The 26,376-nt window shown below is 45.5% G+C and carries 22 protein-coding genes and 1 pseudogene; 14 read left to right on the top strand and 9 right to left on the bottom strand.

Annotation, left to right across the window (positions count from 1 at the left end; translation table 11 throughout):
* Nucleotides 1-78 precede the first annotated feature (78 nt).
* The 3 genes from xseA to xseB all read left to right on the top strand — a co-directional run bounded on the left by xseA (nt 79) and on the right by xseB (nt 3,820).
* The gene (gene xseA, locus DSM107010_RS23535; RefSeq protein WP_106169835.1) at nt 79-1,314 is read left to right on the top strand and encodes an exodeoxyribonuclease VII large subunit; all 1,236 of its coding nucleotides are present in this window, start codon (nt 79-81) and stop codon (nt 1,312-1,314) included.
* Between the two features lie 124 nt (nt 1,315-1,438).
* A complete protein-coding gene (locus DSM107010_RS23530; RefSeq protein WP_106169838.1) occupies nt 1,439-3,451 on the top strand; it encodes a glycoside hydrolase family 55 protein in 2,013 nt (670 codons plus the stop codon).
* Between the two features lie 120 nt (nt 3,452-3,571).
* Entirely contained in the window at nt 3,572-3,820 is a 249-nt protein-coding gene (gene xseB / locus DSM107010_RS23525) for an exodeoxyribonuclease VII small subunit (protein WP_015153798.1), read from the top strand.
* A gap of 76 nt (nt 3,821-3,896) precedes the next feature.
* Here xseB and glsA read toward each other — a convergent pair whose 3' ends face one another.
* Together glsA and DSM107010_RS23515 are read right to left on the bottom strand one after the other, a co-directional pair.
* Nucleotides 3,897-4,865, bottom strand: a complete 969-nt coding sequence (gene glsA, locus DSM107010_RS23520; RefSeq protein WP_241994316.1) for a glutaminase A — start codon at nt 4,863-4,865, stop codon at nt 3,897-3,899.
* A 276-nt stretch (nt 4,866-5,141) separates the two neighbouring features.
* Complete coding sequence (locus tag DSM107010_RS23515) at nt 5,142-6,047, bottom strand: CoB--CoM heterodisulfide reductase iron-sulfur subunit B family protein (protein WP_106171577.1); 906 nt, start codon at nt 6,045-6,047, stop codon at nt 5,142-5,144.
* A 373-nt stretch (nt 6,048-6,420) separates the two neighbouring features.
* On the opposite strand from DSM107010_RS23515, the gene acpP reads away from it, so the two are divergent.
* The 3 genes from acpP (at nt 6,421) to tkt (ending at nt 10,300) form a co-directional block, all read left to right on the top strand.
* Nucleotides 6,421-6,672 (top strand): acyl carrier protein, encoded by a 252-nt coding sequence (gene acpP / locus DSM107010_RS23510; RefSeq protein ID WP_015153804.1) that lies wholly within the window; start codon nt 6,421-6,423, stop codon nt 6,670-6,672.
* A 165-nt stretch (nt 6,673-6,837) separates the two neighbouring features.
* Complete coding sequence (gene fabF, locus DSM107010_RS23505) at nt 6,838-8,088, top strand: beta-ketoacyl-ACP synthase II (RefSeq protein ID WP_015153805.1); 1,251 nt, start codon at nt 6,838-6,840, stop codon at nt 8,086-8,088.
* A 181-nt stretch (nt 8,089-8,269) separates the two neighbouring features.
* Nucleotides 8,270-10,300: a transketolase gene (gene tkt, locus DSM107010_RS23500; RefSeq protein ID WP_127024078.1), complete on the top strand. Its 2,031-nt coding sequence runs from the start codon at nt 8,270-8,272 to the stop codon at nt 10,298-10,300.
* Between the two features lie 497 nt (nt 10,301-10,797).
* On the opposite strand, the gene DSM107010_RS23495 is transcribed toward tkt, so the two are convergent.
* Nucleotides 10,798-11,565 (bottom strand): DeoR/GlpR family DNA-binding transcription regulator, encoded by a 768-nt coding sequence (locus DSM107010_RS23495; protein ID WP_127024075.1) that lies wholly within the window; start codon nt 11,563-11,565, stop codon nt 10,798-10,800.
* Nucleotides 11,566-11,683: 118 nt separating this feature from the next.
* Nucleotides 11,684-11,863 (bottom strand): hypothetical protein, encoded by a 180-nt coding sequence (locus tag DSM107010_RS23490; protein ID WP_127024072.1) that lies wholly within the window; start codon nt 11,861-11,863, stop codon nt 11,684-11,686.
* On the opposite strand from DSM107010_RS23490, the gene DSM107010_RS23485 reads away from it, so the two are divergent.
* Both DSM107010_RS23485 and dapF read left to right on the top strand, forming a co-directional pair.
* Nucleotides 11,862-13,775 (top strand): transketolase C-terminal domain-containing protein, encoded by a 1,914-nt coding sequence (locus tag DSM107010_RS23485; RefSeq protein WP_106169059.1) that lies wholly within the window; start codon nt 11,862-11,864, stop codon nt 13,773-13,775. The two genes, DSM107010_RS23490 and DSM107010_RS23485, sit on opposite strands and share 2 nt — an antisense overlap.
* A 235-nt stretch (nt 13,776-14,010) precedes the next feature.
* The gene (gene dapF, locus DSM107010_RS23480) at nt 14,011-14,871 is read left to right on the top strand and encodes a diaminopimelate epimerase (protein WP_106169058.1); all 861 of its coding nucleotides are present in this window, start codon (nt 14,011-14,013) and stop codon (nt 14,869-14,871) included.
* Here dapF and DSM107010_RS23475 read toward each other — a convergent pair.
* Together DSM107010_RS23475 and DSM107010_RS23470 are read right to left on the bottom strand one after the other, a co-directional pair.
* Entirely contained in the window at nt 14,861-15,967 is a 1,107-nt protein-coding gene (locus DSM107010_RS23475; RefSeq protein ID WP_106169057.1) for a hypothetical protein, read from the bottom strand. The genes dapF and DSM107010_RS23475 overlap by 11 nt on opposite strands.
* A gap of 436 nt (nt 15,968-16,403) precedes the next feature.
* Nucleotides 16,404-16,799 carry a nuclear transport factor 2 family protein gene (locus tag DSM107010_RS23470; protein ID WP_127024069.1) on the bottom strand — a complete coding sequence of 132 codons (396 nt, stop codon included), beginning with the start codon at nt 16,797-16,799 and terminating at the stop codon, nt 16,404-16,406.
* 493 nt (nt 16,800-17,292) lie between these two features.
* Between DSM107010_RS23470 and DSM107010_RS43085 the strand changes: the two are divergent.
* The 6 genes and pseudogenes from DSM107010_RS43085 to DSM107010_RS23440 all read left to right on the top strand — a co-directional run.
* Nucleotides 17,293-17,510: pseudogene (locus DSM107010_RS43085) on the top strand (SulP family inorganic anion transporter); the annotation flags it as partial.
* A gap of 138 nt (nt 17,511-17,648) precedes the next feature.
* A complete protein-coding gene (locus DSM107010_RS23460; protein ID WP_106169398.1) occupies nt 17,649-18,779 on the top strand; it encodes a sodium-dependent bicarbonate transport family permease in 1,131 nt (376 codons plus the stop codon).
* A 96-nt stretch (nt 18,780-18,875) separates the two neighbouring features.
* Nucleotides 18,876-19,208, top strand: coding sequence for a P-II family nitrogen regulator (locus DSM107010_RS23455; protein WP_015153814.1), 333 nt, complete (start codon nt 18,876-18,878; stop codon nt 19,206-19,208).
* Nucleotides 19,209-19,336: 128 nt separating this feature from the next.
* Nucleotides 19,337-20,749: a cation:proton antiporter gene (locus DSM107010_RS23450; RefSeq protein ID WP_015153815.1), complete on the top strand. Its 1,413-nt coding sequence runs from the start codon at nt 19,337-19,339 to the stop codon at nt 20,747-20,749.
* Nucleotides 20,750-20,891: 142 nt separating this feature from the next.
* Complete coding sequence (locus tag DSM107010_RS38690) at nt 20,892-21,050, top strand: hypothetical protein (protein WP_158631851.1); 159 nt, start codon at nt 20,892-20,894, stop codon at nt 21,048-21,050.
* Between the two features lie 208 nt (nt 21,051-21,258).
* Nucleotides 21,259-22,170, top strand: coding sequence for an alpha/beta fold hydrolase (locus DSM107010_RS23440; protein ID WP_015153816.1), 912 nt, complete (start codon nt 21,259-21,261; stop codon nt 22,168-22,170).
* Here DSM107010_RS23440 and DSM107010_RS23435 read toward each other — a convergent pair.
* From DSM107010_RS23435 to DSM107010_RS23420, 3 genes are all read right to left on the bottom strand, one after another.
* On the bottom strand, nt 22,167-23,723 hold the full coding sequence (locus tag DSM107010_RS23435) for a sensor histidine kinase (protein ID WP_015153817.1): 1,557 nt from the start codon (nt 23,721-23,723) through the stop codon (nt 22,167-22,169). The two genes, DSM107010_RS23440 and DSM107010_RS23435, sit on opposite strands and share 4 nt — an antisense overlap.
* A 214-nt stretch (nt 23,724-23,937) precedes the next feature.
* On the bottom strand, nt 23,938-24,309 hold the full coding sequence (locus DSM107010_RS23425) for a response regulator (protein WP_015153818.1): 372 nt from the start codon (nt 24,307-24,309) through the stop codon (nt 23,938-23,940).
* Nucleotides 24,302-25,750, bottom strand: coding sequence for an ATPase domain-containing protein (locus tag DSM107010_RS23420; RefSeq protein WP_015153819.1), 1,449 nt, complete (start codon nt 25,748-25,750; stop codon nt 24,302-24,304). The genes DSM107010_RS23425 and DSM107010_RS23420 overlap by 8 nt, the downstream gene beginning before the upstream one ends.
* Nucleotides 25,751-26,376: the final 626 nt, after the last annotated feature.

Here is a 26,376-nt window from a genome sequence, read left to right as displayed (position 1 = left end):
CGACCGAAGGGAGTGGGGAAGAGCGAGTTCCCCCTTGTCCCCCTTGTCCCCCTTGTCCCCCTTCGCCCCCTTGTCCTCATGTCCTATACAGAGTCTCAATTAGAAGAGGCAGTCATCTCGGTGGCTGGTCTAACATCGTATATTCAATTATTGCTGGAACATGATGAGGTGTTGCGGCAAGTGTGGGTTGTGGGGGAGGTTTCGAGTCTTAGCCGTCACTCTAAAGGTTTGTTTTTGACGCTGCAAGACCCAGAGACAAAAGCTGAGATTAAGTGTGTGGTGTGGAATAGCCAGTTGTCGCGCTTGGCTCAACTACCAGTACAAGGGGAGCAGATCGTAGTTTTGGGTAGTATTCGTTTGTATCCTCAGCGGGGACAATATCAACTGACAGTGTGGCAGGCTTTACCAGCGGGGGAGGGATTGCTGGCGTTGAGACTGCGGCAGTTGCGCGATCGCCTGGAGGCAGAAGGTTTATTCGATCTAGAATGGAAGAGAACTCTGCCAGCTCATCCCCAGGCGATCGCCGTTGTCACTTCACCAACAGCAGCGGCTTGGGGCGATATTCAAAAAACGCTTAAACGCCGCTATCCTGGTTTATCTGTTCTGTTTTCGCCTGCTACCGTGCAAGGAGAGCCAGCACCAGCATCTATTGTCAAAGCGATCGAGCGCGTGGAACGAGACGGAAGGGCGGAGGTGTTGGTTCTTACCCGTGGTGGGGGCGCAGTGGAGGAGTTGGCTTGCTTTAACGACGAACGAGTCGTGCGAGCGGTAGCTGAGTGTTCTATACCCGTGATTACGGGGATTGGGCATCAGCGAGACGAGACTTTAACAGACTTGGTGGCTGACGTGTGCGCCCATACGCCTACAGCAGCAGCGGAACTTGTTGTACCAGATTTAGCGGTTGTGTATGCCGAGCATCGGCAGAGGATAGAGACGCTACAGGCAGTTGTACAGCAACAATTAGATATAGCAGGCGATCGCTACTATTCTCTCAGCAGTCGGTTGGGGCGTTTGCGTTTAGACCGAGAAATTCAGCGCGAGATTGAGTTTTTAAATTGGAAAAAGCAGCAGTTAATTCAGGTAACTCAACAGCGATCGCAAAAAGCACGGCAACACTGTCATTTATTAGCACAGAAACTTGCTAGCCTCGATCCTCATGCGGTGTTGAAACGGGGTTACGCTGTAGTTCGGCAAGAAAACGGTGCGATCGCTCGTTCGGCTGCTCAGTTAGCGCCAGGACAAGAGTTATTAATTCAGCTCAGTCAAGGAAAAATCAAAGTTAAAATTATCGAGAATTCTCAATCTGAAATCTAAAATTCTTAGCCCTACAGACAAAAGCTACTGGCACAGGTTAAAACTTTCTACAGTATGTTGAGTTCGTGTAGATAAATTGAGTTATTGTCGTCACGAATTTCGTTCGCTTAGGAAGAATTATTGTATGAGAATTTCCGCAAAACTACGTAGATTTATTTGGTTGTTCATTTTATTTGTATGGGTAGCATTAGCAGCAATTTTTCTAGTCCCGCAATTAGCTCTAAAGTTTTCACGACCCACACCTTTACAAGTGGTAGATATAGCTAGCTCTAATATAACTAACACCAATTCTTCAAAAAAGCCTATTTCTCCATCACCCACAGAAAAATCCAGTTCGAGTAAACCTCCAATTTTAGTATCTAGTAATGCCATCACGCCAACTACGTTTACTAATAAAACAATCGATCGCAATCCGATAAAAAAAGTTTTTCCGAGCGATTTTATCTCAGCTAATGTTAAAACTCAATATGGCGCAAAAGGTGATGGCGTTACAGATGATACGGCAGCAATTCAAAAAGCTCTAAATGATGAACGCGACGAAGAACAAGATTATTTTGGCAAGCCAAAAGCTCTGTACTTTCCGGCTGGAACTTATTTAATCAGCAATACTTTAAATTGGAAGGGTTGCTGTATGAGTTGGCAGGGACAAGGAGCAGGAATTAGTATTATTAAACTCAAAGACAAGACGAAAAGTTTTGGCGATCGCAATGCTCCTAAACCAGTCATACAGACTATAGATGGTAATATGTCATTCCGCCAAAATATTACAGATTTAACCGTAGATACGGGAAAAAATAATCCAGGCGCGATCGGGATAGACTATATTTCTAATAATTTTGGTTCTCTGTGGAATGTTTTAATTCGCTCTGGTGACGGACAAGGAAAAGTTGGTTTAGATATGTCGAGACAATGGGCAGGACCTTGTTTAATTAAGAACGTACAAATTAATGGATTTGACTACGGCATTGTCACTAAAAACTTAGAATATGGTCCTACGTTCGAGGAAATTACACTTCAACAGCAAAAAGTAGCAGGTATTTTGAATGATGGTAATACATTAGCAATTCGTAAACTTCAGAGTAAAAATTCTGTACCAGTCATTCAAAATCAAGCACCAGCGGGCATGATAATTGTTATAGATGGCAATTTTCAAGGTGGTGCGGCAAAAGCCAGTGCTATTGAAAACAACGGTTATTTATATGCGAGAAATATCAATACTAGCGGTTATAAATCGGCAATTCATCACAAAGAAACTATAGTTTCTGGTACAAGTGTAAGTGAATATGTCTCTGACAAAATATATAATCTGTTTGATAGTCCAATGCGATCGCTCAATTTACCAATTGAAGAAACACCAGTTTTCGAGGATAAAAATTTAGCTAATTGGATGGCTTTTTCTCCTCAATGGTACGGAGAAACTGATTCTTTACAAGATGCACTCAATTCAGGTAAATCGACTATTTATTTTCCTTTCGGTACGTACTTTTCTCATGATAAAAAAGTTTTCAAGGTTCCGGCTTCAGTTCGACGTATTGTCGGCTTTTCGTCTATTGTGAATGGCGGTGGAATTGTATTTCGCGTCGAGCAAAATAGCGACAAGCCTTTGATTATCGAACAATTTGGTTATGGAGTCACAATAGAACACGCTTCACCGCGCACTGTTGTTATTCAACATGGTGGCTACGAGTACAAAGACTTTCCCAAATCTGGCAAGCTATTTTTAGAAGATGTAGGAGTTAGTTTACGGATTAATTACCCTCATCAAGTTTGGGCGAGGCAGTTAAATGTTGAAACTTTAGATGCAGCACGTACTAAAATTGAAAATAAAGGCGGGACGCTCTGGATTTTGGGACTAAAAACGGAGGGTAAGGGTTCTGTAATCAATACTACTAAAGGTGGTAAAACAGAAGTTTTGGGAACTTTAATCTATCCAGTACATGACTTTACTGCTCAAGAAAAGCAGGAAGCTGCATTTATTAGCAATAACTCTAGTCAGTCATTAATCTATTCTGTCAGTGCTTATGGTGAGAACAAAAACTATGATATTCAAGTAGAAGAGACTCGGAACGGCGTGAAGCGCCAACTACTGAGTAAGGATTTTCCTGGTAGAATGCCTTTGTTTGTGGGGTATAAATAGCGAAAAAATTCAAAAGTAGTAGGGTGGCATTGCCCACCTATACTATTATTGAAGTAAGCTTACTAATATGTAAAATAAAAGTTCGTTTAGCAAACTCTCTTATTCGCAAATTCTTTTGGTATGTCTCGTAACTCCAATTCCAAAACTAAATCAAACACTTCACCTTTACCCGATACTTGGAAATATGAAGTAGCTGTAGCAGAAGTTGAGTCACTTATCTCTCGGATTGAAGCAGGCGAGTTAGAATTGGAAGAGGTGTTCGAGCAATTTACTCAAGCTGTAGAGCAGTTGAAACAGTGCGAAACTTTTTTGCAACAACGACAGCAACAAGTGGATTTGTTAATTGAAACTTTGAATAATGAATCTTAAAAAGTCAAAAGTCAAAAGTGAGAAGTCAAAAACTGGTAGAGTGTTTTGGGTAAAACTTATCGTCAAAAAATAAAGGTTAGCCAAATATACTTAAATTCAAATTTTGAGCGAGTTGCTGTATTAAGAATATACCAGCTTTGGAATTACCTGTTTCGTCTAAACCAGGACTGTAACACGCGATCGCACCTTGAGTCGGTACAATTGATAAAATTGCCCCACTAACTCCCGATTTTGTCGGTAAGCCTACTTCTGAGGCAAAACGTGCTGAAGCTTGGTATAAACCACAAGTCGTCATAGTTGCATTTACTATACGACGGTTTTGGGGCGCGATCGCGTCATGAGCTTGTACGAGTAACATTCCTATCCGTGCTAAGTCAGCTACCGTACCAGCTAAACAGCAAACATGATTGTATGCATCTAGAGTAGTTTCTGGCGAGTGAATATTGCCAGCTTTAGTTAATAGTCGAGTTATCGCAAGGTTGCGATCGTTGGGTAAAGAACGCACGGAATCAAGCATTTGGTTATCTAGAGTTAGCTGACAACCTGCGGTTTGATTCAGCCACAAACGGAGATTTTCACAGCGAGAAAATGCATTGATACCTGGGAGGATAGAACAAAGTGCGATCGCGCCACTATTGATCATTGTATTGCGAGGAAAACCTTCATCTGCTATCAGTTGAGTTAGAGAATTAAAAGGCAGATCGGATGGTTTCATTCCTACATGAGAGAAGACTACTTTTGCACCTAATTGCTGTAACAAAAATAGCAAAATAAAGGGCTTGACAACACTCATTAACGGAAAAGTACAATGAGTATCGCCTGCGTTATAGCTTTGTTCTGTCACAGTTTGAATTTGCACTGCTAACCAATTTGGATTAGCTTGGGCTAAGAGAGGAATGTAGTTAGGTAGTTTTCCTTCTTGAGTATGCCTGCGTGCTTGCATTACCCAAGTTTCTAGTTGCGCTGGAGTTAAAGGCTTCAAATGTGGTAATTGATAGTTGGTAGTTGGTAGTTGTCTACAATCCTTAACTGTAAAAGTTGCCATCTTTACGAGTGAAAACGCAACCTTCTACACTCGATTTTGCCATGAGATCGACATCAGGATAACAATATAATCGTTACCTAAAGCATGATATTTATAAAAATCAGTTACCATTTGTAAAAAGTTAAAAGTTGAAATTTAAAAGTCAAAATACATAATTTTGTCCGTAATGCTGTAGGGGCGGGTTTATTGACGAGCTTTGATAAAAATGAAGAGCTTCACAAATCCGCCCTCTTTCACGTCAGGATCTTCACAAACCCGCCCTCTTTTATCCAAAAATCACAATCCCAATTTTTCCAACACCGGACGGGTAGAAACAATATGTCGTTCTAATCCTAATTGTTTCGGTGCAACTCCTAACGCCAAAGCAATTAATTGGGGAAAATGTAAGACTGGTAAACCAAGTTTTCTCCCGATAACTTTCTCAACTTCTGGTTGACGAGAATCGAGATTTAAATGACACAAAGGACAAGGTGTCACCATACAATCTGCACCAGAGGCGATCGCATCTTGAATGTGCATTCCTGCCATTTTAAATGATTGTTCGGTGGCATAACTGGAAAGAGGCCAACCGCAACATTGCGTGCGTCCGCGATAATAGACTGGTGTTGCTCCCACTGCTTCAAACATATTTTCCATTGCTTGAGGATTAAATGGATCGTCGTAGGGCATAGTTTTACGAGCGCGCAGTAGGTAACAACCATAGAAAGCCGCACACTTTAAACCGCTCAAAGACTTGGTGACTTTTTGCTGAATTGCCTTGTAACCATAATCCGTCACCAGCGCGTAAAGTAAATGCTTGACTTCCGTACTGCCACGATAGGGGGAACAGCCTTCTTTTTGGAGAAAACCGTTAACTTTATCTAGATAAGCTGGATCGCTTTGTTGAGATTCTTTAAGGCGATCGTCAACGTGAGCGATGACACCCTGACAAGTGCTGCAATGAGTTAAAAGAGGTAAGTTTAATTCTTCTGCTAAAGCAATATTCCTGGCATTAACAGTATCTTCTAGCAATTGCGAATCTTCTTTAAACGTACCAGAACCGCAGCAAGCGGCTTTTTTTAGCTCTATTAGTTCAATTCCTAAAGCTTGAGTTAGCGCTTGAGTTGATAGGTGCAATTCCCGACAAGCACCTTGAGCGACACAACCAGGGTAATATGCGTATTTTAAAGCTGTAGATGACATGGTAAATATAGTCAATAGGGTTTAGGAGTCAGGGGTAAGAAGAATATAACTCTAAGCTAACGCTTTGATAGTCGCAGGTGATTGTTTGATAGCCCTGGGCGATCGCTAGTATTTCCACTAGGTTTCTACGTTAACCCGTACAGTCTTTGTCATCACAGAAACAGATTGGAGTCGTAATTCTTCCAGAGTTCGCTGATAGATCGAGCCTGAAAAGGATATCCTGGCTACCCTTCTCTCTCACCTCTCATTTAGTGACAAAAAGAAAATAGACCATGTGGAGAGATATACGATCGCGCTTTTCGATAAGATGAATATGCTCAAAAGTATTTTACCTAAGTTCAAGGTCTAGCAACTGGTTAAGGACAGTCATCGTATGAGCGAAACGGAAATTTTTGAAAAAGTAAAGAAAATCGTCACCGAGCAACTAAGCGTTGAAGCCAGTAAGGTCACGCCCTCGGCTCATTTTGCTAACGATCTCAATGCCGATTCTCTGGACACAGTAGAGCTGGTAATGGCTCTAGAAGAAGAATTTGATATTGAAATTCCTGATGAAGCAGCCGAACAGATCACCACGGTACAAGAAGCTGTGGACTACATCAACAATAAAGTTGCTACATCCGCGTAAGTGTTAGTCACTTGTCCTTTGTCATTTGTCCTTTGTTCGCCAGCAATGACAAATGACGAATGACGTAGGGCGTAGACACCCGAAGGGGGGCTTCTCGAAGAATAGCCCTTCCCGAAGGATATGACAAATAGTTCACGGGTGAAGAAGCTGGCTGAGAATTGAGCTATGACAGATTTGGAAAAAAAACGGGTTGTGGTGACTGGTGTTGGCGCGATTACGCCAATTGGCAATAATCCAGTTGAATTCTGGGAAGGATTGCAAAGCGGTCGCAATGGTATTGGTTCGATTACATTATTCGATCCATCACAGCATAGATGCCGGATTGCCGGAGAGGTGAAAGGTTTCGACCCGCAGCAATACATGGATGGCAAAGATGCGAAACGAATGGATCGTTTTGCACAATTTGGCGTTGCTGCAAGTTTACAGGCGATCGCCGATGCCCAGTTTACGATTAACGAGTTAAATGCCGAACAAGTCGGTGTCATGCTCGGTACGGGGATTGGTGGGATTAAAGTTTTAGAAGAACAGCAAACCATTTATCTCAATCGCGGACCCGATCGCTGTAGCCCTTTCATGGTTCCCATGATGATCGCGAATATGGCGGCGGGGTTAACGGCAATTCACGTCGGTGCAAAAGGACCGAACTCCTGTCCTGTAACAGCTTGTGCTGCGGGTTCTAACGCAATTGGCGAGGCATTTCGACTGATCCAGCACGGATACGCCCAAGCGATGATTTGTGGTGGTACGGAAGCCGCTGTTACACCCCTATCGGTAGCGGGATTTGCCTCGATGCGGGCGCTATCTTTCCGCAACGACGATCCAACCCACGCCAGTCGTCCGTTCGATCGCGATCGGGATGGTTTTGTGATGGGAGAAGGGTCGGGAATTTTATTGCTGGAAGAATTAGGACACGCCCTGAGTCGGAAAGCCAAAATTTATGCGGAAATTGTCGGCTATGGCATGACTTGCGACGCTTACCACATGACGGGAATTGCCCCTCAAGGAGAAGGCGCAGCCAGGGCGATCGCTCTGTGTCTCAAAGATGGTGGAATTAAGCCAGAGCAAGTAAACTACATCAACGCTCACGGTACGAGTACCCCAGTCAACGATCCGAGCGAAACAGCGGCAATTAAAACAGCCTTGGGTGAAGCAGCTTATCAAGTTGCCATCAGTTCCACCAAGTCAATGACGGGTCATTTACTCGGCGGTTCGGGAGGAATTGAAGCAGTTGCGACAGTCATGGCGATCGCCCACGATCGGGTTCCGCCTACAATCAATTTGGAAAACCCCGATCCAGAATGCGATTTAGATTACATCCCAAATCAAAGTCGCGCCCACACCGTCAACGTTGCCCTATCCAACTCCTTCGGCTTCGGCGGACACAACGTTACCCTGGCATTTAAAAAATATGTCTAAGGGAGCAGTGTAGAGACGTTACATGCAACGTCTCTACACTGCTCCCTCAAAAAAAGGCTTGCATGGCGATCTCGAAGTATGGGACGATCGCTTATGCGTGCCGAGGGCGATGCCAAGCATTTAGCATCTTATGTATTGAGCCGCAACTGCGAGCTGAACTGTCGTTAACAAACTAGAAATTATGGCTGTTGCAACCCAATCCCTTGAAGAACTTTGTATTAACTCAATCCGCTTTCTGGCAATTGATGCCGTAGAAAAGGCAAAGTCGGGTCATCCTGGGCTGCCGATGGGTGCTGCTCCGATGGCATTCGTGCTTTGGGATCGCTTCATGCGGTTTAATCCTAAAAATCCGGCTTGGTTGAATCGCGATCGCTTTTTGCTGTCGGCGGGACATGGCAGTATGTTGCTGTATGCCCTGCTCTATTTAACTGGATATGAAGATTTAACTTTAGATGACCTCAAGCAGTTCCGTCAATGGGAATCAAAAACCCCAGGTCATCCAGAAAACTTTATGAATCCAGGGGTAGAAATTACCACTGGTCCATTGGGACAGGGAATCGCGAATGGTGTGGGAATTGCGATGGCTGAGGCTCACCTAGCAGCCACATTCAACAAACCCGATTTCCCCATCATCGACCACTACACCTACGTCATCTTAGGCGACGGTTGCAACATGGAAGGTGTTTCTGGCGAAGCTTGTTCTTTAGCCGGACACTTGGGACTGGGTAAGCTAATTGCTCTATATGACGACAACCACATTTCGATTGACGGTTCCACCGACCTAGCGTTTACAGAAGATGTTGGGAAACGGTTTGAGGCTTATAATTGGCACGTCCAGGTAGTAGAAGACGGTAACACAGATCTAGATGGCATTCAAAAAGCCATAGAAGCAGCAAAAGCTGTCACTGATAAGCCTTCTCTGATTAAAGTGCGGACAACCATTGGTTACGGATCGCCTAAGAAAGCCGATACTCGCCACGCTCACGGCGAAGCTTTAGGCGAAGATGAAGTTAAAGCCACCCGCGAACATTTAGGTTGGAACCACCCGCCGTTTGAAGTACCAGAAGATGCACTCAACCACTGGCGTAAAGCGATCGATCGCGGTGCAAAACTCGAACAAGAGTGGAACCAAATGTTCGATCGCTACAAACAGCAATATGCTGACGAAGCTCGCACCCTAGAACGGATGCACGAAGCCGAACTGCCCCCAAACTGGGATTCAGTTCTGCCCACCTACAAGCCAGAAGATAAAGCGATCGCTACCCGCGTTCACTCCGGTAATTGCTTGAATGCGATCGCGGAAGTGCTGCCAGAATTGATTGGTGGTTCTGCTGACCTGGCTCCTTCTAACAATACCCTACTCAAGAATTCGGGCGACTTCCAAAAAGGACAATACCAAAATCGCTACATCCGCTTTGGCGTGCGCGAACACGGTATGGGTTCTATTTGTAACGGTCTTGCCCTAGATGGATCGGGGCTAATTCCCTACTGCGCTACATTCCTAGTTTTCACAGACTACATGCGGGCGGCGATTCGGCTTTCGGCACTGTCGGAAGCAGGCGTAATCTACGTCATGACTCACGACTCGATCGCGCTAGGTGAAGATGGTCCCACCCACCAACCAGTGGAACACATGGCAGCTTTGCGAGTCATACCCGATCTGTACGTGCTTCGTCCGGCTGACGGTAACGAAACTTCGGGAGCTTACAAAGTCGCGATCGAAGCAGCTAAAGGCAAGCGATCGGGCAACAAAGTACGTCCTTCCGTACTCGCCTTAACTCGCCAAGCCTTACCCAACCTAGCTGGTAGCTCGATTGAAGGCGTGACCAAAGGCGCTTACATCCTATCAGACAGCGATGGTACGCCCGACATCATCTTAATCGGCACGGGTAGCGAAACTCAACTTTGCGTCAAAGCAGCCGAGCAACTGCGCGGTGAAGGCAAAAAAGTGCGAGTTGTCTCCATGCCTTGCTGGGAAATTTTTGAAGAACAGACTCCAGAATACAAAGAATCCGTGCTACCCAAAGCCGTGAAAAAGCGGGTTTCCGTAGAAGCAGCCGTGACCTTTGGCTGGTGTCGTTACGTTGGTTCCGAAGGTATTGCGATCGGCATCGATCAATACGGTTCTTCTGCTCCTGGCAATGTTTGTATGGAGAAATTTGGTTTCACCGTCGATAATGTATTGACAAAAGCTAAATCTTTGTTGGGCTAAATGCCTATTATAGGGGCGCACAGCCGTGCGTCCCTGTTGTTATGGTCTGATGGGGTTCTCGTGAGAATTTCTATACTTTAAAATCAGAATCGATTACTTGCTTGCCACGTTCTTTGACTACCCATTTCTGAGCGAGCGCGCTGAGATTCCGACGTTCATCACGAATTCTACGAGCTTGATAGCGCAGCAACTTAGCCTCAGCGCATAATTGCAAAGCTTGAGTGTGTATGAGCCTAGTTATAATACATTGATTCCTTAAGTCTAGTTCTTGGTAGGATGGCTTTTTAAGAGAATGCATAGGCAGGGCAGCTATAAGGGATGAGAGAGCGACCGATCGTAGTTTACTACGATCGGTCGCTCTCTCATCCCTGTCATGGGGGAGAAAAGCCCAGACTAAAAATAAGGGATTAAATTTACTGGCATGTAGTTAAACTAAGCCGCAGAGCCACTCCTGCGGCTTAGTTTAACGTGATTTCGACCAACAACCAACAACCAATTTAATCTATAGACTCCTCACGCACGATCGCCAACCCCAAATCCTTATAAGCAGCCAACGCCTCATTCGCTACCGTTGGTGCAGTCACCAAATAAGTCAGAGCGTGAATCGATTCCACCACATAAGGCGCAGCCGTATCTAGCTTCGCAGCCGTTGCCAATCCTACCACCTCCGCCGCTCTTGCAATCATCGCTCGTTTGATGTATGCCTCATTTAAATTCGTCACGCTTATGCCAATTTCTGGATGCAGGCTGCACACCCCCAACATGCACAAATCGGCACGAATCATCCGTAACGCCTCAACAGTAGCCGCACCAACATTAACTATGGCTTTTTTATAAAGCTGTCCGCCCAACATCACGACTTCAATATAGGGATGATCTGCCAACGCAACAGCGATTGGCGGGCTATTTGTGACGACAGTTGCTTGTAAATCTAGCGGTAAATGACAGGCTACCTGAAGCGTCGTCGTACCCCCATCCAAAATTACCACCTGCCCCGCACAAACTAATTTTGCCGCAGCACGGGCGATCGCCTCTTTTTCTTTCGGTGCTTGTTTTTGGCGATCGGCGTAACTCGCGATCGCGGGTGAAGCCAAAAGCGCCCCACCATGCACCCGTTGCAACAAACCCGACTCTGCCAATTCCCGCAAATCTCGACGAATCGTATCCTCAGAAACATTCAGCGCCGTACTGAGTTCCGATGACAGCACCTTTTTATCGCGGCGCAGAATATCTAAGATGTATTGCCGTCTCTCTGCGGTTAGCATAGTTGCTCTGCCTGAAATTGCGTTTTCGATCTTGAAATTGCACCCTTATAAGTATAAACTCATAAACATGCAGGTTTTTGCATGTTAGTCAGTGCTTATAACTGAATTCAAGCATAATTCAAGCATACTTATGCACGTTTGAGTGTATCGTGCTTGACAGCGCTTTTGTAGCCACGAGCGATTGACTCGATCCCCACAGACTGCTTTGCTGTTTGTAGCGATCGAATTGCAATCCTGCTGACAACCTTCTCGTGCGATTGACCCGTCCGTAATAGTTCCTCACTAAAATATTAGCCATGACTATCACCGCTACTAAATTCCCTATCGATCTCGGTGCATACAAACCTCTGAAACTCGATCCAAGCAACCCCGTTCTCACAAACGAACAGCGAGAAACTTTAAAAGCAAATATTCAACTTTGTCGCGATGCGATCGTTTTATTTACGGCAACTGGAGCTGCGAAAGGAGTTGGCGGACATACAGGTGGACCCTACGACACCGTACCAGAAGTCATGATTCTCGATGCCTTCTTTCGGGGAGCGCCGGATAAATTCGTGCCAATTTTCTTTGATGAAGCGGGACACCGAGTCGGCACTCAATATTTAATGGCAGCTTTACGCGGTGAATTACCAGCCGAACAACTGCTGAAATATCGCGAAGCAAATTCTAAACTACCAGGACACCCCGAACTAGGATTAACTCCTGGCGTGCAGTTTAGTTCGGGACGGCTAGGACATATGTGGCCCTATGTTAACGGTGTGGCAATGGCAAATCCTGGCAAAGCAGTATTTTGCTTGGGTTCGGACGGTTCGCAGCAAGAAGGCAATGACGCGGAAGCAGCACGGTTAGCGATCGCCCAATACCTCAACGTGAAGCTAATTATCGACGATAATGATGTAACAATCGCCGGACATCCTTCTAAATATTTGCCTGGTTTTAGCGTTGCCAAAACCCTACAAGGTCATGGGTTGAAAGTACTTGAGGGAGATGGTGAAGATATTGATGATTTGTACCGTCGTCTGTGCGAAGCTGTAACTACACCAGGTGCGATCGCGGTGATTAACAAGCGTCCCATGTGTCCCGGAATTGAAGGCTTAGAAGGCTCTACCCACGGTCATGACGTGATTTCGGTAGACTTGGCGCTGAAATATCTCGAATCTCGCGGACAAGCGGCGGCTGTCGAACATATCAAGAGCATCCAAAAACCCAAAGATAGTTACACTTTCCTCGGTTCTGGCGACAAATTAGGCGCTAACCGCAACATATTTGGCGAAGCAATGGTAGAAGTTCTCGGTCGGATGAGCGAGACGGAACGCAAGGAAAAAGTCATGGTCATCGATAGCGACCTAGAAGGTTCCTGCGGTCTGAAGAAGATTCACGATGCTTACCCCGAAATCTTCATTCCTTCTGGGATTATGGAGCGCGGTAACTTTTCGGCTGCGGCTGGATTTGGCATGGAAAAAGGCAAGCAAGGAGTTTTTGCCACATTCAGCGCCTTCCTAGAAATGTGCATTTCTGAAATTACGATGGCGCGGCTGAATTATTCCAACGTTCTGTGCCATTTTTCCCATGCGGGTGTTGATGACATGGCAGATAATACTTGTCATTTTGGCATCAACAATATGTTTGCCGATAATGGCTTGGATGACGGTCACGAAACACGGCTGTATTTCCCCGCCGATGCCAATCAGATGAAAGCTTGCGTGAATGCTGTATTTAGCGATCCTGGTTTGCGTTTCATCTTCTCTACACGTTCCAAAGTACCAAACATTCTCGACGGTAACGGTAACGACTTATTTGGCAGCAACTACAAATTCGTCCCTGGTAAAGATGAAGTCGTGCGGGAAGGAACTGCGGGTTACATCGTCAGCTTTGGTGATGCCTTGTACCGCTCCCTCGATGCTGTAGAGCGTCTGAAGCAGGAAGGAATAGATGTGGGTTTAATTAATAAAGCCACGCTGAATGTTGTCGATGAGGAGACGATGGCAAAAATCGGCAAAACTTCCTTTGTAGTGGTTGCGGAAGCCTTTAACCGTCGCACTGGCTTGGGTAGTCGTTTCGGTTCTTGGTTATTAGAGCGCGGCTATACTCCTAAATACGCTCACCTCGGTACTTATCGTGAAGGTTGTGGCGGTTTGTGGGAACAATACCCACATCAGGGAATTGACCCAGCAGGAATTATGAATAAAGTCAAGGAATTGGCGAAATAATCTTATCCTTGCACTAATCAATCGCTCTTAGCCCCCTCACGCTCTTAGCCCCCCTTTTTAAGGGGGGTTGGGGGGATCTTCTCCGCCGTAGTCATCAAGCATCGATCCGATCCAAATCAATTCAATCATGAGTTTTTGATGCGATCGCAAAACCGATAAAAAATAGTATCCACCACAGAAATACCGATAGAATCAAATATTTTAACTTTTAACTTTTAACTTTTGACTTGCTAGTATGACAACTGATTTCTATAAATACCATGCTTTGGGAAACGATTATATTGTTATCGACCCAAATATAGTTAACTTTAACTTAAGTGAAAAAGCAATTCAATTAATTTGCGATCGCAATTTTGGTATTGGTTCAGATGGGATATTATATGGACCTATTTTTACAGGGGATAAGATAGAACTGAGAATTTTTAACCCTGATGGTAATGAAGCTGAAAAAAGTGGTAATGGAATTCGGATTTTTTCGAGATATTTAGTTGATGCTGGATACATCAAGACAAAAACATTTCAATTAACAACTTTAGGCGGTGAGGTTGCTGTCGAAGTTTTAAACCCAGAAGCAACGCTGTTTAAAGTGGATATGGGAACTGTTACTTTTGAAAGTGAATTGATTCCGGTGACTGGTTCGCCTCGCCAAACAGTTGCGATCGATTTACCTGTAAACGATTTAACTTTGAAAGCCACTTGTTTATCTATTGGTAATCCTCACTGCGTTATCCCAGGATCGGAAGTTTCTCAGGAGCTTGCTGTATCTTTAGGGGCAAAAATTGAAAATCATCCGCTATTTCCTAAACGCATAAACGTGCAGTTTTTGCAAGTACTCGATCGCCAAAATATTCAAATAGAAATTTGGGAACGAGGCGCTGGTTATACTTTGGCTTCTGGTAGTAGTAGCTGTGCGGCTGCGAGTGCTGCTTATAAATTAGGTTTGGTTGACGATCGGGTTAAAGTACACATGCCAGGAGGAGAAATTGATATTGAGATAGTAGGCGATCGCGTTTTTATGACTGGTGGTGTGTCGGCTGTGGCTCAGGGTGAATTTGCGAAGGATTTTTTGAGCTGCCTGAATCTTCTCATCGATTGAGTGGCAACGCGACGACGAATCGAGGTGAAGTTGTATCTCTTTGTAGACCATGAAATTCTTGATTTGTAATCAGGGTGAGTGAAGTCGCGTTTGAATCTAAGCGAGTGGCGAAGGTCAAGTCACCGTTAAATGTACTGTAGGAAGCCACTTCTACTCTGGGATTGTCGATCGCGGGAATAACATCGTATTGATTGCCCAAATTGTCAATCAGAATCAAATTTTGAGGATTCGTGTTGAGTTTAATTGTTTTAGGCGATCGATTGACGACAGCTACATTCACAATGATGCGATCGGGCGCAAAGCGAACTCCCATCACTTGTAATACTGTTCCATTGGGATGTTGAACTTTTAAGCCCTGCTCCGAGTAGGACAGAGCCGCCCGTTCGGTTCTCACCGGAGCAGTCGCTGACGCAGTGCTAATTCGATTCGTCCGAATTGAATGGGTGTTAGAGGAGCTAACGTTGGGCGACCTGACGTGCAGCCGCGCACCATTTCGTAATCGAATGTCAAAATTACCCGTAGGAGGCTGAATTTTGCGTCCGTTAATGGTGTAGGATGGCGGAATCACCCATCCAGCATTCGCAGAACGTCTCGGTTGAGGCGGCGCAGTTTGCCCGCGAGTAACGGTCTGTTTGATGGGAATTTGCAGGGTCAGGAGCGGATACTGAGTTTCAGGATCGGTCTTTAACCCCCTGCGACTATTTGTGACTAACATGAGGGAGGTTGCTTGAGGTGCAAGTCCACCCCGAAAGGTCAGCCAACCTTGGGAGGTTTTACCAGGATTCATCGCTAAATATCGATTTGTTTCTGGGGGTTCCATAAAGTATCGATTGCCCAAATTATCGATTAAAACCATCCCTTTAGTGCTATTGAGTTGAATTTTACGGGAGCTACGATTGACCGCAGTAAGATTCAGCGAGATGTTGGTTTTGGTAAATTTTACGTCTGCCAGCTGTAAGCTCGTGCCGTTAGGATGGACGGCTTCAAGAGTCGTTTGAGCGGAGGTGGAAAATTGAGCTAGGACGCGAGGTGAGATTGCTAGCGGCACTGAAGCGAGTACCGAACTAGACAGCAGCAGGGCAAGTAGTCTTTTCATAGTTTTAGTTCCTCTAGAACTAAATTGAGGAGACAAAATCAATAGACTAAGCTGAGTTTGAAATGCGATTGATGATGTGCCGATTGACACAGCAATTGTAAGCGATCGCCCTGCCAAATCGTGGAGAGTTTAGATTGCGTTAACTATCGATTAACTTGCCGATCTGCTTTACTATACAGAATTCACTTTTTTGTCATAGCGATCGCTCAAGTTCGCTCAAAACCCATACACTCACAGTGGTTGGCGCGGTTTAACGGTTGAGATGACTTGGGGTGAAACCGCCAGTGTCAACGCAAAATTTTATGAAAGACGTAAATAACAAAGTCGCTGTTTCGCCCTCACGTCCATTGATTTGTTGTGCCGCACCGTTATTTTCAAAAGCAAATATCTTATGAAGTGCGATTGTCAGAACAACTAACAGCTCAAGATTTCGTCGCTAATCGGATGTTCCAGCCTTCTGAATTGTCGCTTGTATTGTTTCGCTCTCGCCGAGTTCATAAAGACTTATCAAATTGTTCTCGATTGTGAAGATTTGCCGAACAGTCATATCCGCGAGCAAATTGCCTTGCAAATCTCTAATGATTTGATGAACTGTTACGACATCTCTATTGTTATCATCCGTTTCGTAATTTAATGGTTCGAGTTGCGGTTGAATAATCTTGAATTGATTCGTCCAATACTCGCGCACTGCGTCGCGCCCGTAAACGAAACCGCCTTCCATTCCGTTCGCCCATTTTACGTCCGGTTGCATAAACGAAATGATTGTTTCAATTTCGCGCTTGTTGAAAGCATTGTAAAGATTTTGTAGAAATTGTTGTTGATTTGAACTCATAGTTCTTGAATATACATCACGAACTTTGTCAAAACAAGAAAGCGACACGAACTGTGTCAAAACAAGAAAGCGACACAACGGCTCAAATCAGCGGCGGCTAGTGACTTATGATTTCTGACAATAACCTTTATTCCGCCGCTGCAACGACTTGTTGGGCTGCTGTCCCCGACCGCTGGCTTCGCGGTGCTAGCGATCTAAAAACCATAGATAAATTTCTATGCAAACAAAAGATTTTTTTTTGATTGATTAATAAGTAAGCTTACTCAGAGTGGCGTACAGTTAAAAATATACAAATGATTTAACTATTGCGATTTAGTTTTTCAGAACTTGAAGTCGTTCGACAATCATTCTCGGCAGTCTGCTGTTGAGACTTCTTTAAGCGCGATCGCAGATGCCAAGTTCCATTCTCCAGCCGATTTTTATCTATAGCCGATCCTTGCTATGAAATGGGTCGCTTCTAGTTAGTTCGATCTACCGTTCGTTTACCTCAATTATGGCAATCACCAATCTCATCCAGTTTAATAACCTCCGGGGCGATATCTTCGGCGGTGTCACGGCTGCCGTTGTCTCATTACCCCCGGCTGTGCATTCGGCGTTGCCTTTGGGGTGGGTCTCCGCGGTGGACTCTATGGGGCAGTTTGTGGCGGCTTTTTTGCCGCTCTGTTTGGCGGTACCCCAACGTCGTCTGAACCGACCGGGTCAATAGCCGTAAGCCCTGTCTACAGGTTCTCGTGCAACACCTGTGCTGTAGGGGTGAAGCGCCTCACTCTTACTCTCTTTAACTCGCTAAAGTTCATTTAGTTCATTCATTGCAATACTTCTCGTTAGAGGAGGTATAAGGAGGTACTCGTGGATTTTTTGTCCTATTTTTTAATGGACTTCGTTAAGCAGTTGCAGTCCCCAACACTCGGCTTTTTAATTGGTGGTATGGTCATTGCCGCTCTCGGCAGCCAACTGCAAATTCCAGAGTCGATTGTTAAGATCATCGTCTTCATGCTGCTCACCAAAATCGGTCTGACCGGTGGTATTGCGATCCGCAATTCCAACCTGACGGAAATGATTTTACCTGCAGCGTTTTCGGTAGCAGTCGGGATTCTCATTGTATTCATCGCGCGCTATACATTGGCCAAGCTGCCAAAGGTCAAAACCGTGGATGCGATCGCGACTGGAGGGTTGTTTGGTGCCGTGAGTGGCTCTACGATGGCTGCCTCCCTAACGCTCCTGGAAGAACAAAAAATGTCTTATGAGGCATGGGCTGCCGCACTCTATCCCTTCATGGATATCCCAGCACTCGTCGCTGCAATTGTGGTTGCCAACATTTATCTCAACCGGAAGAAGCGTAGGACAGCAGACGAGTATCTCAGCAAGCAGGAATCTTTCAGCAAGCAGCCCGTTGCGGCAGGCGATTATCCCGATCGGCAAGATTATCCCGGCAACCGACAAGAGTATCGCAAGCAGAAGGATTCTGCGGATAATCGAGTCAAGATCTGGCCGATCGTACAGGAAAGCCTCCAGGGACCTGCCCTATCGGCAATGTTGCTCGGCATTGCTCTTGGCATCCTCACCCGACCGGAAAGTGTCTATGAAAGCTTTTACGACCCCCTCTTCCGCGGCTTGCTTTCGGTCTTGATGCTGGTTATGGGTATGGAGGCTTGGTCAAGGATTGGCGAACTACGCAAGGTTGCCCAGTGGTATGTCGTGTATAGCCTGGTGGCACCGTTTGTGCATGGGCTAATCGCCTTCGGTCTCGGTCTGATTGCCCACTACGCCACAGGATTCAGCCTTGGCGGTGTCGTGATTCTAGCCGTCATCGCCGCCTCCAGTTCAGACATCTCAGGCCCGCCCACGTTGCGAGCTGGTATCCCGTCCGCTAATCCCTCCGCCTACATCGGTGCCTCCACAGCCATCGGTACGCCCGTTGCGATCGGCTTGTGTATACCGTTTTTCCTCGGGCTTGCCCAGGCAATCGGCGGCGGCTAGTCCCAGTCGGGCGCAGTCTGTCGGCGCTCCCTTGTCTCGGCAGACCAAGTAGATCAACATATAAGATCGAGATACAGAGGTAAGAAGGTAACTAACATGGCTAAGCCAGCGAAAAAGCTTGTCATCGTCACAGAAAAGATTTTGCTGAAAAAGATCGCCAATATTATCGATGAATCCGGGGCGACTGGTTATACGGTGGTGGAGACTGGCGGTAAAGGCAGTCGCAACGTGCGATCGTCAGGTCAACCCAGCGTTTCCGACACCACGGCGAATATAAAGTTCGAGATACTTACCCCAGATCGGGATATGGCTGAGAATATTGCGGATCAGGTCGGAGTGAAGTTTTTCCTCGATTATGCAGGCATTATCTACATCTGTGACGCGGAGGTCCTGTACGGGCACAGCTTCTGCGGTCCAGACGGCTGTTGAATCGAGACGACTTAGACACAAAAAGCCGGGTCATGACCCCGGCTTTTTGGTAGCCGTTACTCCAAACTTTAGTACCCCCCGCAGTTTTATGACTCCCTCAAACCCTTAACCTTCATTGCTTTAAACTCATGATTTTGTCCAACATTCTGCCTCCTTTCAGTGGGGGGATAGCCGCTCTCATGACTCCGCTACCATTCCTGGCGACCGTTGTTGCTGAGGATTCACCTATTATTCTGTCTGGCGTATTGCTGACGCTGGTAGTAATTTATCTAGCCAGCAAGTTTGGCGCAGAGGTCGCAAGGCGATTGGATTTTCCACCCGTCCTGGGGGAACTGGTCGCTGGTGTGATTGTCGGCGTTTCGGCGTTGCACCTGGTGATTTTTCCCGAAGGGGGGCTGTCTGCCTCTGACTCGGTAATTATGACGGCGTTGCAAGGGTTAAATCAATTGGCACCGGATGCGCTGACCCGAATCTTTGAATCGCAAAGTGAAGTGATTTCGGTTCTAGCTGAAATCGGCGTGATTATTCTGCTGTTTGAAATTGGACTGGAATCCGATCTGCGGCAACTGAAGGAAGTGGGCATTCAAGCCACGGTTGTCGCCTGTGTCGGAGTCGCAGCACCTTTTACGGCGGGTACGGCAGGGTTAATGATGCTCTTTCATGTAGCTGCAATTCCAGCGATTTTTGCGGGAGCTGCGTTAACGGCAACGAGTATCGGCATTACCTCTAAAGTGTTGGCAGAGTTAGGTCAACTCAAATCCAAAGAAGGGCAAATCATTGTTGGCGCGGCGGTGATTGATGATGTCCTTGGCATTATTGTCTTGGCTGTAGTCGCCAGCTTAGCCAAAACCGGTGAGATTGATGTCGCCAATGTCATTTACTTGATTGTCAGTGCTACAGCATTCTTGATTGGAGCAATTTTGTTGGGGGGTGTCTTTAACAAAAGTTTTGTGGCGATCGTAGATCGGCTCAAAACCCGTGGAAATATTGTTATTCCGGCATTCATCTTCGCTTTCTTTATGGCATTTTTAGGTAACGCCATTCATCTCGAAGCGATTTTGGGTGCCTTTGCAGCGGGTTTAGTGCTCGATGAAACCGATGCCCGGAACGAGTTAGATGAATTAATCAAACCAATCGCCGATTTACTAGTACCAATCTTCTTTGTGACGGTGGGAGCGCGTGCCGACCTCGGTGTTTTGAACCCGGCAGTACCGGAGAATCGAGCAGGACTATTAATTGCTGTCTTTTTGGTAGGGGTGGCGATCGTTGGCAAACTGGTGACGGGCTGGGCAGTGTTTGGACTACCCGGAATCAATCGCTTCGCGATCGGGGTTGGGATGATCCCTCGAGGTGAGGTGGGTCTAGTGTTTGCTGGCATCGGCTCAGCTAGCGGCATTTTGGATAAGCCGTTGGAGGTGTCGATTATTATCATGGTAATTTTGACAACTTTTCTGGCTCCACCTTTTTTACGGGTTGCTTTTGGTTCATCCACGAATCCCATCCCAGAATCTACCACGGCTGTAGAAACAGCAAGTGAGTAACGGTTTTACGAGATTACGGCTGTTTACTCAATAGATGATTGTGGTGCGAGGTTGGGTAAACGATCGAGAAATTGCAGAGTTTCTAGCACCAAGTTACACCAATCAACGGTAGCTGAGTAAATGCCGATGACCTCGTGTTCATTTGACTCTAGACACCGACAGCCTATCTGTCGGTTACGTCCTCACCAATACTCAATCGTTGTTGTGGCTGGTGATGGATTTAGTGTTCCCAGCCAGTAACATTTCATACCAGCCACAACAACATCCGATCGCAAATCTTAAACGGAATTTTTCTGTATAAATAGTGTTTTAAGTGAACCCGCTTCTACAAGTTCTGGCGTTCAAAATTTGCTGAAATGTAAAAATGCGATCGCCTCTCATTCCCGACTCCTATAAGGGCGGGTTTATCCACAGAATTCTGGGTTGTTTCATAAATCTCCTGTAAAAACCCGCCCCTACGACTCCCGATACAATAGAGGTGTTGAGAATCATTTTTAGTATTCTGTCTTATGACTGTTACCCAATCGACCGATCTATCCTCTACTCAACCAGCTAGCGTTATGGGTGGGGAAGTGCGCGAATTTCCCTGGTCTTGGCAAGGACAATCCCTCAAGTTGGTCTACGAAACTCTGGGACAAGGAACGCCCGTTCTACTCTTACCTGCCTTTAGCACCGTTTCTACTAGAGGAGAAATGGCGCAACTGGCAAAGTTATTATCTCCGCATTTTCAAGCTGTAGCGATCGATTGGATTGGCTTTGGCGTATCGTCTCGCCTTCCACTCGACTATCGCCCTGAGTTATATCAGCAGTTGTTAAAAGACTTTGTTAATAGCACGTTTCAAACTCCGATTATCGTTATCGCTGCTGGTCATGCTGCTGGTTATGCAATGCAACTGGCAGCCAGTCAACCACAAGCTTTTTCAAAAATTGTCCTCGTCGCACCTACTTGGCGGGGTCCTTTAACAGTAATGGGTGTCAATAAGCAAGTCGCTGGGACGGTGAGGCAAGCCGTGCGATCGCCTGTTCTCGGTCAGGCTTTGTATAAGATGAATACCACACCTGGCTTTTTGCGCTACATGTACGGCAGTCACGTCTATGCAGACAAGACAAAGCTGACAGACGATTTCATTCAACAAAAATGGGAAATTACCCAGCAACCAGGGGCGCGATTTGCTCCAGCTGCTTTCGTGACTGGGAATTTAGATCCGGTGCAACAACGAGAAGATTTTCTCAATTGGTTTCAAGGATCTATACCCGTGTTAGTCGTTATTGGGGAACAGTCTCCACCCAAGTCGCGGGCAGAAATGGAAGCTTTGGCAACTTTACCAGGAGTCCAGACAAAGACACTACCAGGTTCGCTGGGTTTGTATGAAGAGTATGCCGCCGAACTAGCAGAGATCGTTTTGCCTTTTCTACTCTAGCGATCCATCGGTAGCGTAACTGTAAATGTAGTACCAACTTCCTCTTCACTCTCAACCGCGATCGCGCCTTGATGCAATTCAACCGCTTGCTTGACGACTGCTAGCCCCAATCCAGTCCCAGGAATACCACCGACATTACTAGCGCGATGAAACGATTCAAACAGCCTTTGTAGATCCTTGGGAGGAATTCCAATCCCTTCGTCTTTGACACGGAAAATCGCCTCGTTTTTTTGACAAGTAAGTTCAAGCGTGATATCACCACCTTGGGGTGAATATTTAATTGCATTTGAGAGTAAATTGGTCAATATCTGCTGTAAAAGCTTTTTATCCACTTTGGCGGTGAAACGTTTGCCTGGAGATACAAGTGCGATCGCGTGTGCTTCTTTAGCTGTCAGCTGCATTTCTGCTACCAACTGACGGCAAAATGCTTCTAATTCTAGCTCAATTGGATTAAACTCTAATTTGCCAACCTCGGCGCGACCGAGCGTAAGTACATCATCTAACAGTTCGATCAACCGATTGACTGCGGCTTGCTGACGTTGGAGCAATTCTTGTTTTTTCGGCTCGGATAGTTTGTTATTGCTGCGAACCAACAGTTGAGCTGTACCAGAAATCAAATTCAGTGGGTTGCGAAACTCATGAGAAACCATTGAAACAAACCGAGATTTCAATTCGTTCAATTCGCGTTCTTTTTCTAAAGCATTACGCATTTCTGCTTCTGCTTGCTTGCGTTGGGTAATGTCGAGGACAAAAGCAACACAATTTAAACGGGGAGAGCGTTCTACCACAGTAACTCCAATTAGCACCGGCACCCGACTGCCATCAGCTCGAATATACTCTTTCTCAAAAGCATTACAAACACCCGTATTTCTTAACTCCTCGATCGAATCGCGATCGCGATCGCGATACTCTGGTGGAGTCATATCATTCCAACGGATCTTTCCCTGCTTTAAGTCTTCGCGGGTATAACCGACCATTCTTAAAAAGGCATCATTGGCATCTGTAATGTTCCCCTCTATATCGGCAGCGATCGCCCCAATTAAATTAGAGTTAATTAAGCGCTGAAACTGGATTTCACTTTGGTGCTGGGCGGCGATCGCTCGTTCTTCTCCCGCCTCGGCTTGCTGACGGGCGACTATTTGTTGCTGAAGTTGCTGATTTGTGGTCTGAAGTTGAAGTGAAAATTGGCGCGATCGCAGTAAAATTTCTACCCGTGCCTGTAACTCTATTTTTTCAATCGGTTTGGTAATTAAGTCGTCGATACTTTGCCATAAATGCCGAGTCGCGTATCCTACATCCTGACGCGTAGTTATGAGTAAAAAGGGTAAAATTACTGGCTTTTCAGCAGCTCTTGTCGCTTGCACCCATTCCCAAAAATGGTCTAATGCTCTAGCATCGAGGATACATAGGTCAAAGGGTTGCGAATCTAAATCTGCTGGCTCCGTTACCTGTGCTGCCACTTCCGGTAGAATGACCGAATAACGAGGTGCTAGCCACTCCGATAACAGACGACGATTTTCTTGATGTTCGAGCAGCAGTAGAATTCGACCCATAATTAATAGTTAATGACGCTTCGGTGCAACTTCCTCTTGTTCCCCCCTTTTTAAGGGGAGCCACTTGCGTGGGCGGGTTTCCCGACTTGAGCAAAGTGGCGTGGGCTAGGGGGGATCTTTGGATGAGTGGCGCAGTTTTTCAATCCCCCAACCCCCGCGAATTCGGGGGCGATGAAAAAGTGGCACATGGGGTTAATAGTTAATCGTAAAATCATCACGCTCGCTGTAGCAGATTGCGAATTAACTGTAATAGGTTTTGAGCAGTCAATGGTTTAACTAGCAAGCCGAGTGCGCCGCGAGCCAGACACGCCTGCTGCATTCCAGCTTGATGAGGTGCTGCGATCGCGACGAAGGGAATAGCTTTTTCTTGTAACCGTTGGCATAAAGACAAAATTTGGCGATCGAACCCAGAAATATCTAATAACACTAACTCGATCTTATTCGTATTTTCTAACACGGACTTGATTTCTGCCTGACTTGCCGCGCTAAGAACTTGATATCCCTGTTTCGCTAAAAACTGAGCTAACAATTCTGAATTACGACGATTGCGATCTACACTCAGTATAATTGGCTTTTCATCACTCACCGTTTTTATCAATCCATTCGGGAGTACCGCTAAGGATGTTGCGTAAATGAGTCAAAGGTTTTCCAACCTTGATTCCGTAACGAGTAATTTCTAGCTCTCGCAGAGTTTTTTCAAAACTAGACAACCGTTTCTTTAGTACGCCAATTGCTTTGCGGATCTCGCCTTGAATCTCCAAATAACGCAGAAAAACAATATTATCTGTCATGTAGCTGATACCTATGTCTGTCGCCCGAAAGTTGCCCGTAATGCTTTCAGTTTCGTTCACTAAAATCACCGTCACTCCCATATTTTGCAAATACTTACAAAGGGCGTGCAAGTGAGTCACTAAATCCTCGTCCCGACCGCGCAGGGAAATTCGATAACCAGAAACGCTGTCAATCATCACAATCCGAGCCTTTTGCTGCTCTACTTCCTGTTGCACCATATTGGCAAACTCATCGGGACTGTGGAGGAGTGGTTCGATCGGGATGACAGAAAGTGTTTGTCGCTGCATCATGGCATAAACTGGAATATTGATGGCTTCGCAACGATGCAGCATGACATCAATCGGTTCCTCAAACATATAAACAACCGATCGCTCCCCCCGTCCTGCGGCTTCTTTCATAAATTGGAGTCCGATGGTTGTCTTGCCAACTCCACTTGGACCTGTAAACAACGTTACTGTTCCCCGCTCTATCCCACCATGCATTAGCTCGTCTAAGTCTGGTACTCCCGAAGGAATCATCTCTAACTTAAATTCTCGCTTATGGACTTCGGGCTGGAGGCGAGGAAAGATTTCCATACCTCTGTCAGTCAAGCGCATAAAATGTAAACCAGATCGAAAGTCAGAGCCACGGAATTTCGTAACGCTGATGCTACGTCCCTCCAAGTTTTGGTGGAGATGGATTGCTCCATCGCTCATAAACTGTAGATCGTCATCTGGTGCGGAGCCGCCATCTTCAGAAGAAAATAGTACCGTTGCGCCTTTCTCTAATAAAAACCGCAAAAACGACAACACTTGTTTGCGGAACTGAAATGTATTGCTAGATAAATAGCGAAATTGAGTCATCGCATCTAAAAACACCCGCTGCGGTTGCAGCGATCGCACCTGCTCTACAATTTGTTGCGTCATCGGTTCTCGTTCGACTTCCGCCGCCGAGAAAATATCGTAAGTCTGGACTTGGCTAAAAAAGTCTGATGTTGGGCTGAGGTCGAGGAAGGTAATTCCTTGGGTATCAAAACCTATACGCTCGGCATTTTTGCGAATTTGCTCTGCGGATTCCCCTAAAGTTATATACAGCGGCTTTTCACCGCTAGCAACGCCTTCAACCAAAAAACTGAGTCCAAGTGTTGTCTTGCCCGCGCCCGATCCTCCTCGCACCAGATAAGCTCGAACTGGAATTAATCCACCATGCAGCACTTCGTCTAATCCTGAAATGCCCGTGGACATGCGTTCACTCATTGCTCAAGTCCTTCAAATCAGTACCCACCATTTTCTGTATTTTCTGGTTCGATTTTTTTCAGTTTTAATTTTAATTGAATTTTTTAGACTTTAAAAGTCATTTTTTTTAAATGAGATTTTTTCATAGATATCTATATTAGATCGTCGGCTTTTTGAAAACTGTTATGTGTTAGGTTTAAATAAAAATTTAATCGAAAAATTTATTAAAATAAGAATTAAAAGTCTAGAATTTTATTACTTTACAACAGCTCGTATGTTTTTTTTAAGTTTGTTGTCATTCAATTTATGGCTACAACTGAGATTTACATCTACTGAGTGAGAAGGTTTCAGATTTTAGTAGGGTAGGCATTGCCCGGCGACTAATAAATCTATATTCGAGCTAAGAATATTCGATTTTTTTAAAATTAGGCAATACATAGCAGTTCTCAATGATTTGTAAAGTGGGCTTCTAGCCAGCCGTAGGCTAGAAGCCCACTCCACGTTCATGAATCAAATAGGATTGCTATATAACTTTATGACTGGCTTAATTAATTGTTTGAACAACTTGAAGTGGAATTAAATTTGTTGTTTAATTTCCAGTATTGAATGCTTTCTTCATTTTATCTTTGTTATATTATTTTTGGAAA

The sequence above is a fragment of the Chroococcidiopsis cubana SAG 39.79 genome, assembly GCF_003991895.1.
In the GTDB taxonomy this organism is placed as follows: domain Bacteria; phylum Cyanobacteriota; class Cyanobacteriia; order Cyanobacteriales; family Chroococcidiopsidaceae; genus Chroococcidiopsis; species Chroococcidiopsis thermalis.
The sequence above is the reverse complement of the archived record's forward strand: the minus strand, read 5'-3'. Positions and strand labels throughout refer to the sequence as shown.

Coding starts and splice junctions, on each gene's coding strand:
- DSM107010_RS23530 (WP_106169838.1), top strand. CDS start 1,439: ATGAGAATTTCCGCAAAACTACGTAGATTTATTTGGTTGTTCATTTTA.
- DSM107010_RS23515 (WP_106171577.1), bottom strand. CDS start 6,047: ATGTCATCTACAGCTTTAAAATACGCATATTACCCTGGTTGTGTCGCT.
- glsA (WP_241994316.1), bottom strand. CDS start 4,865: ATGGCAACTTTTACAGTTAAGGATTGTAGACAACTACCAACTACCAAC.
- DSM107010_RS23420 (WP_015153819.1), bottom strand. CDS start 25,750: ATGAGTGAACGCATGTCCACGGGCATTTCAGGATTAGACGAAGTGCTG.
- DSM107010_RS23455 (WP_015153814.1), top strand. CDS start 18,876: ATGGCTAAGCCAGCGAAAAAGCTTGTCATCGTCACAGAAAAGATTTTG.
- DSM107010_RS23440 (WP_015153816.1), top strand. CDS start 21,259: ATGACTGTTACCCAATCGACCGATCTATCCTCTACTCAACCAGCTAGC.
- DSM107010_RS23475 (WP_106169057.1), bottom strand. CDS start 15,967: ATGAAAAGACTACTTGCCCTGCTGCTGTCTAGTTCGGTACTCGCTTCA.
- DSM107010_RS23485 (WP_106169059.1), top strand. CDS start 11,862: ATGACTATCACCGCTACTAAATTCCCTATCGATCTCGGTGCATACAAA.
- DSM107010_RS23495 (WP_127024075.1), bottom strand. CDS start 11,565: ATGCTAACCGCAGAGAGACGGCAATACATCTTAGATATTCTGCGCCGC.
- acpP (WP_015153804.1), top strand. CDS start 6,421: ATGAGCGAAACGGAAATTTTTGAAAAAGTAAAGAAAATCGTCACCGAG.
- xseB (WP_015153798.1), top strand. CDS start 3,572: ATGTCTCGTAACTCCAATTCCAAAACTAAATCAAACACTTCACCTTTA.
- tkt (WP_127024078.1), top strand. CDS start 8,270: ATGGCTGTTGCAACCCAATCCCTTGAAGAACTTTGTATTAACTCAATC.
- DSM107010_RS23470 (WP_127024069.1), bottom strand. CDS start 16,799: ATGAGTTCAAATCAACAACAATTTCTACAAAATCTTTACAATGCTTTC.
- dapF (WP_106169058.1), top strand. CDS start 14,011: ATGACAACTGATTTCTATAAATACCATGCTTTGGGAAACGATTATATT.
- fabF (WP_015153805.1), top strand. CDS start 6,838: ATGACAGATTTGGAAAAAAAACGGGTTGTGGTGACTGGTGTTGGCGCG.
- DSM107010_RS23450 (WP_015153815.1), top strand. CDS start 19,337: ATGATTTTGTCCAACATTCTGCCTCCTTTCAGTGGGGGGATAGCCGCT.
- DSM107010_RS23435 (WP_015153817.1), bottom strand. CDS start 23,723: ATGGGTCGAATTCTACTGCTGCTCGAACATCAAGAAAATCGTCGTCTG.
- xseA (WP_106169835.1), top strand. CDS start 79: ATGTCCTATACAGAGTCTCAATTAGAAGAGGCAGTCATCTCGGTGGCT.
- DSM107010_RS23490 (WP_127024072.1), bottom strand. CDS start 11,863: ATGGCTAATATTTTAGTGAGGAACTATTACGGACGGGTCAATCGCACG.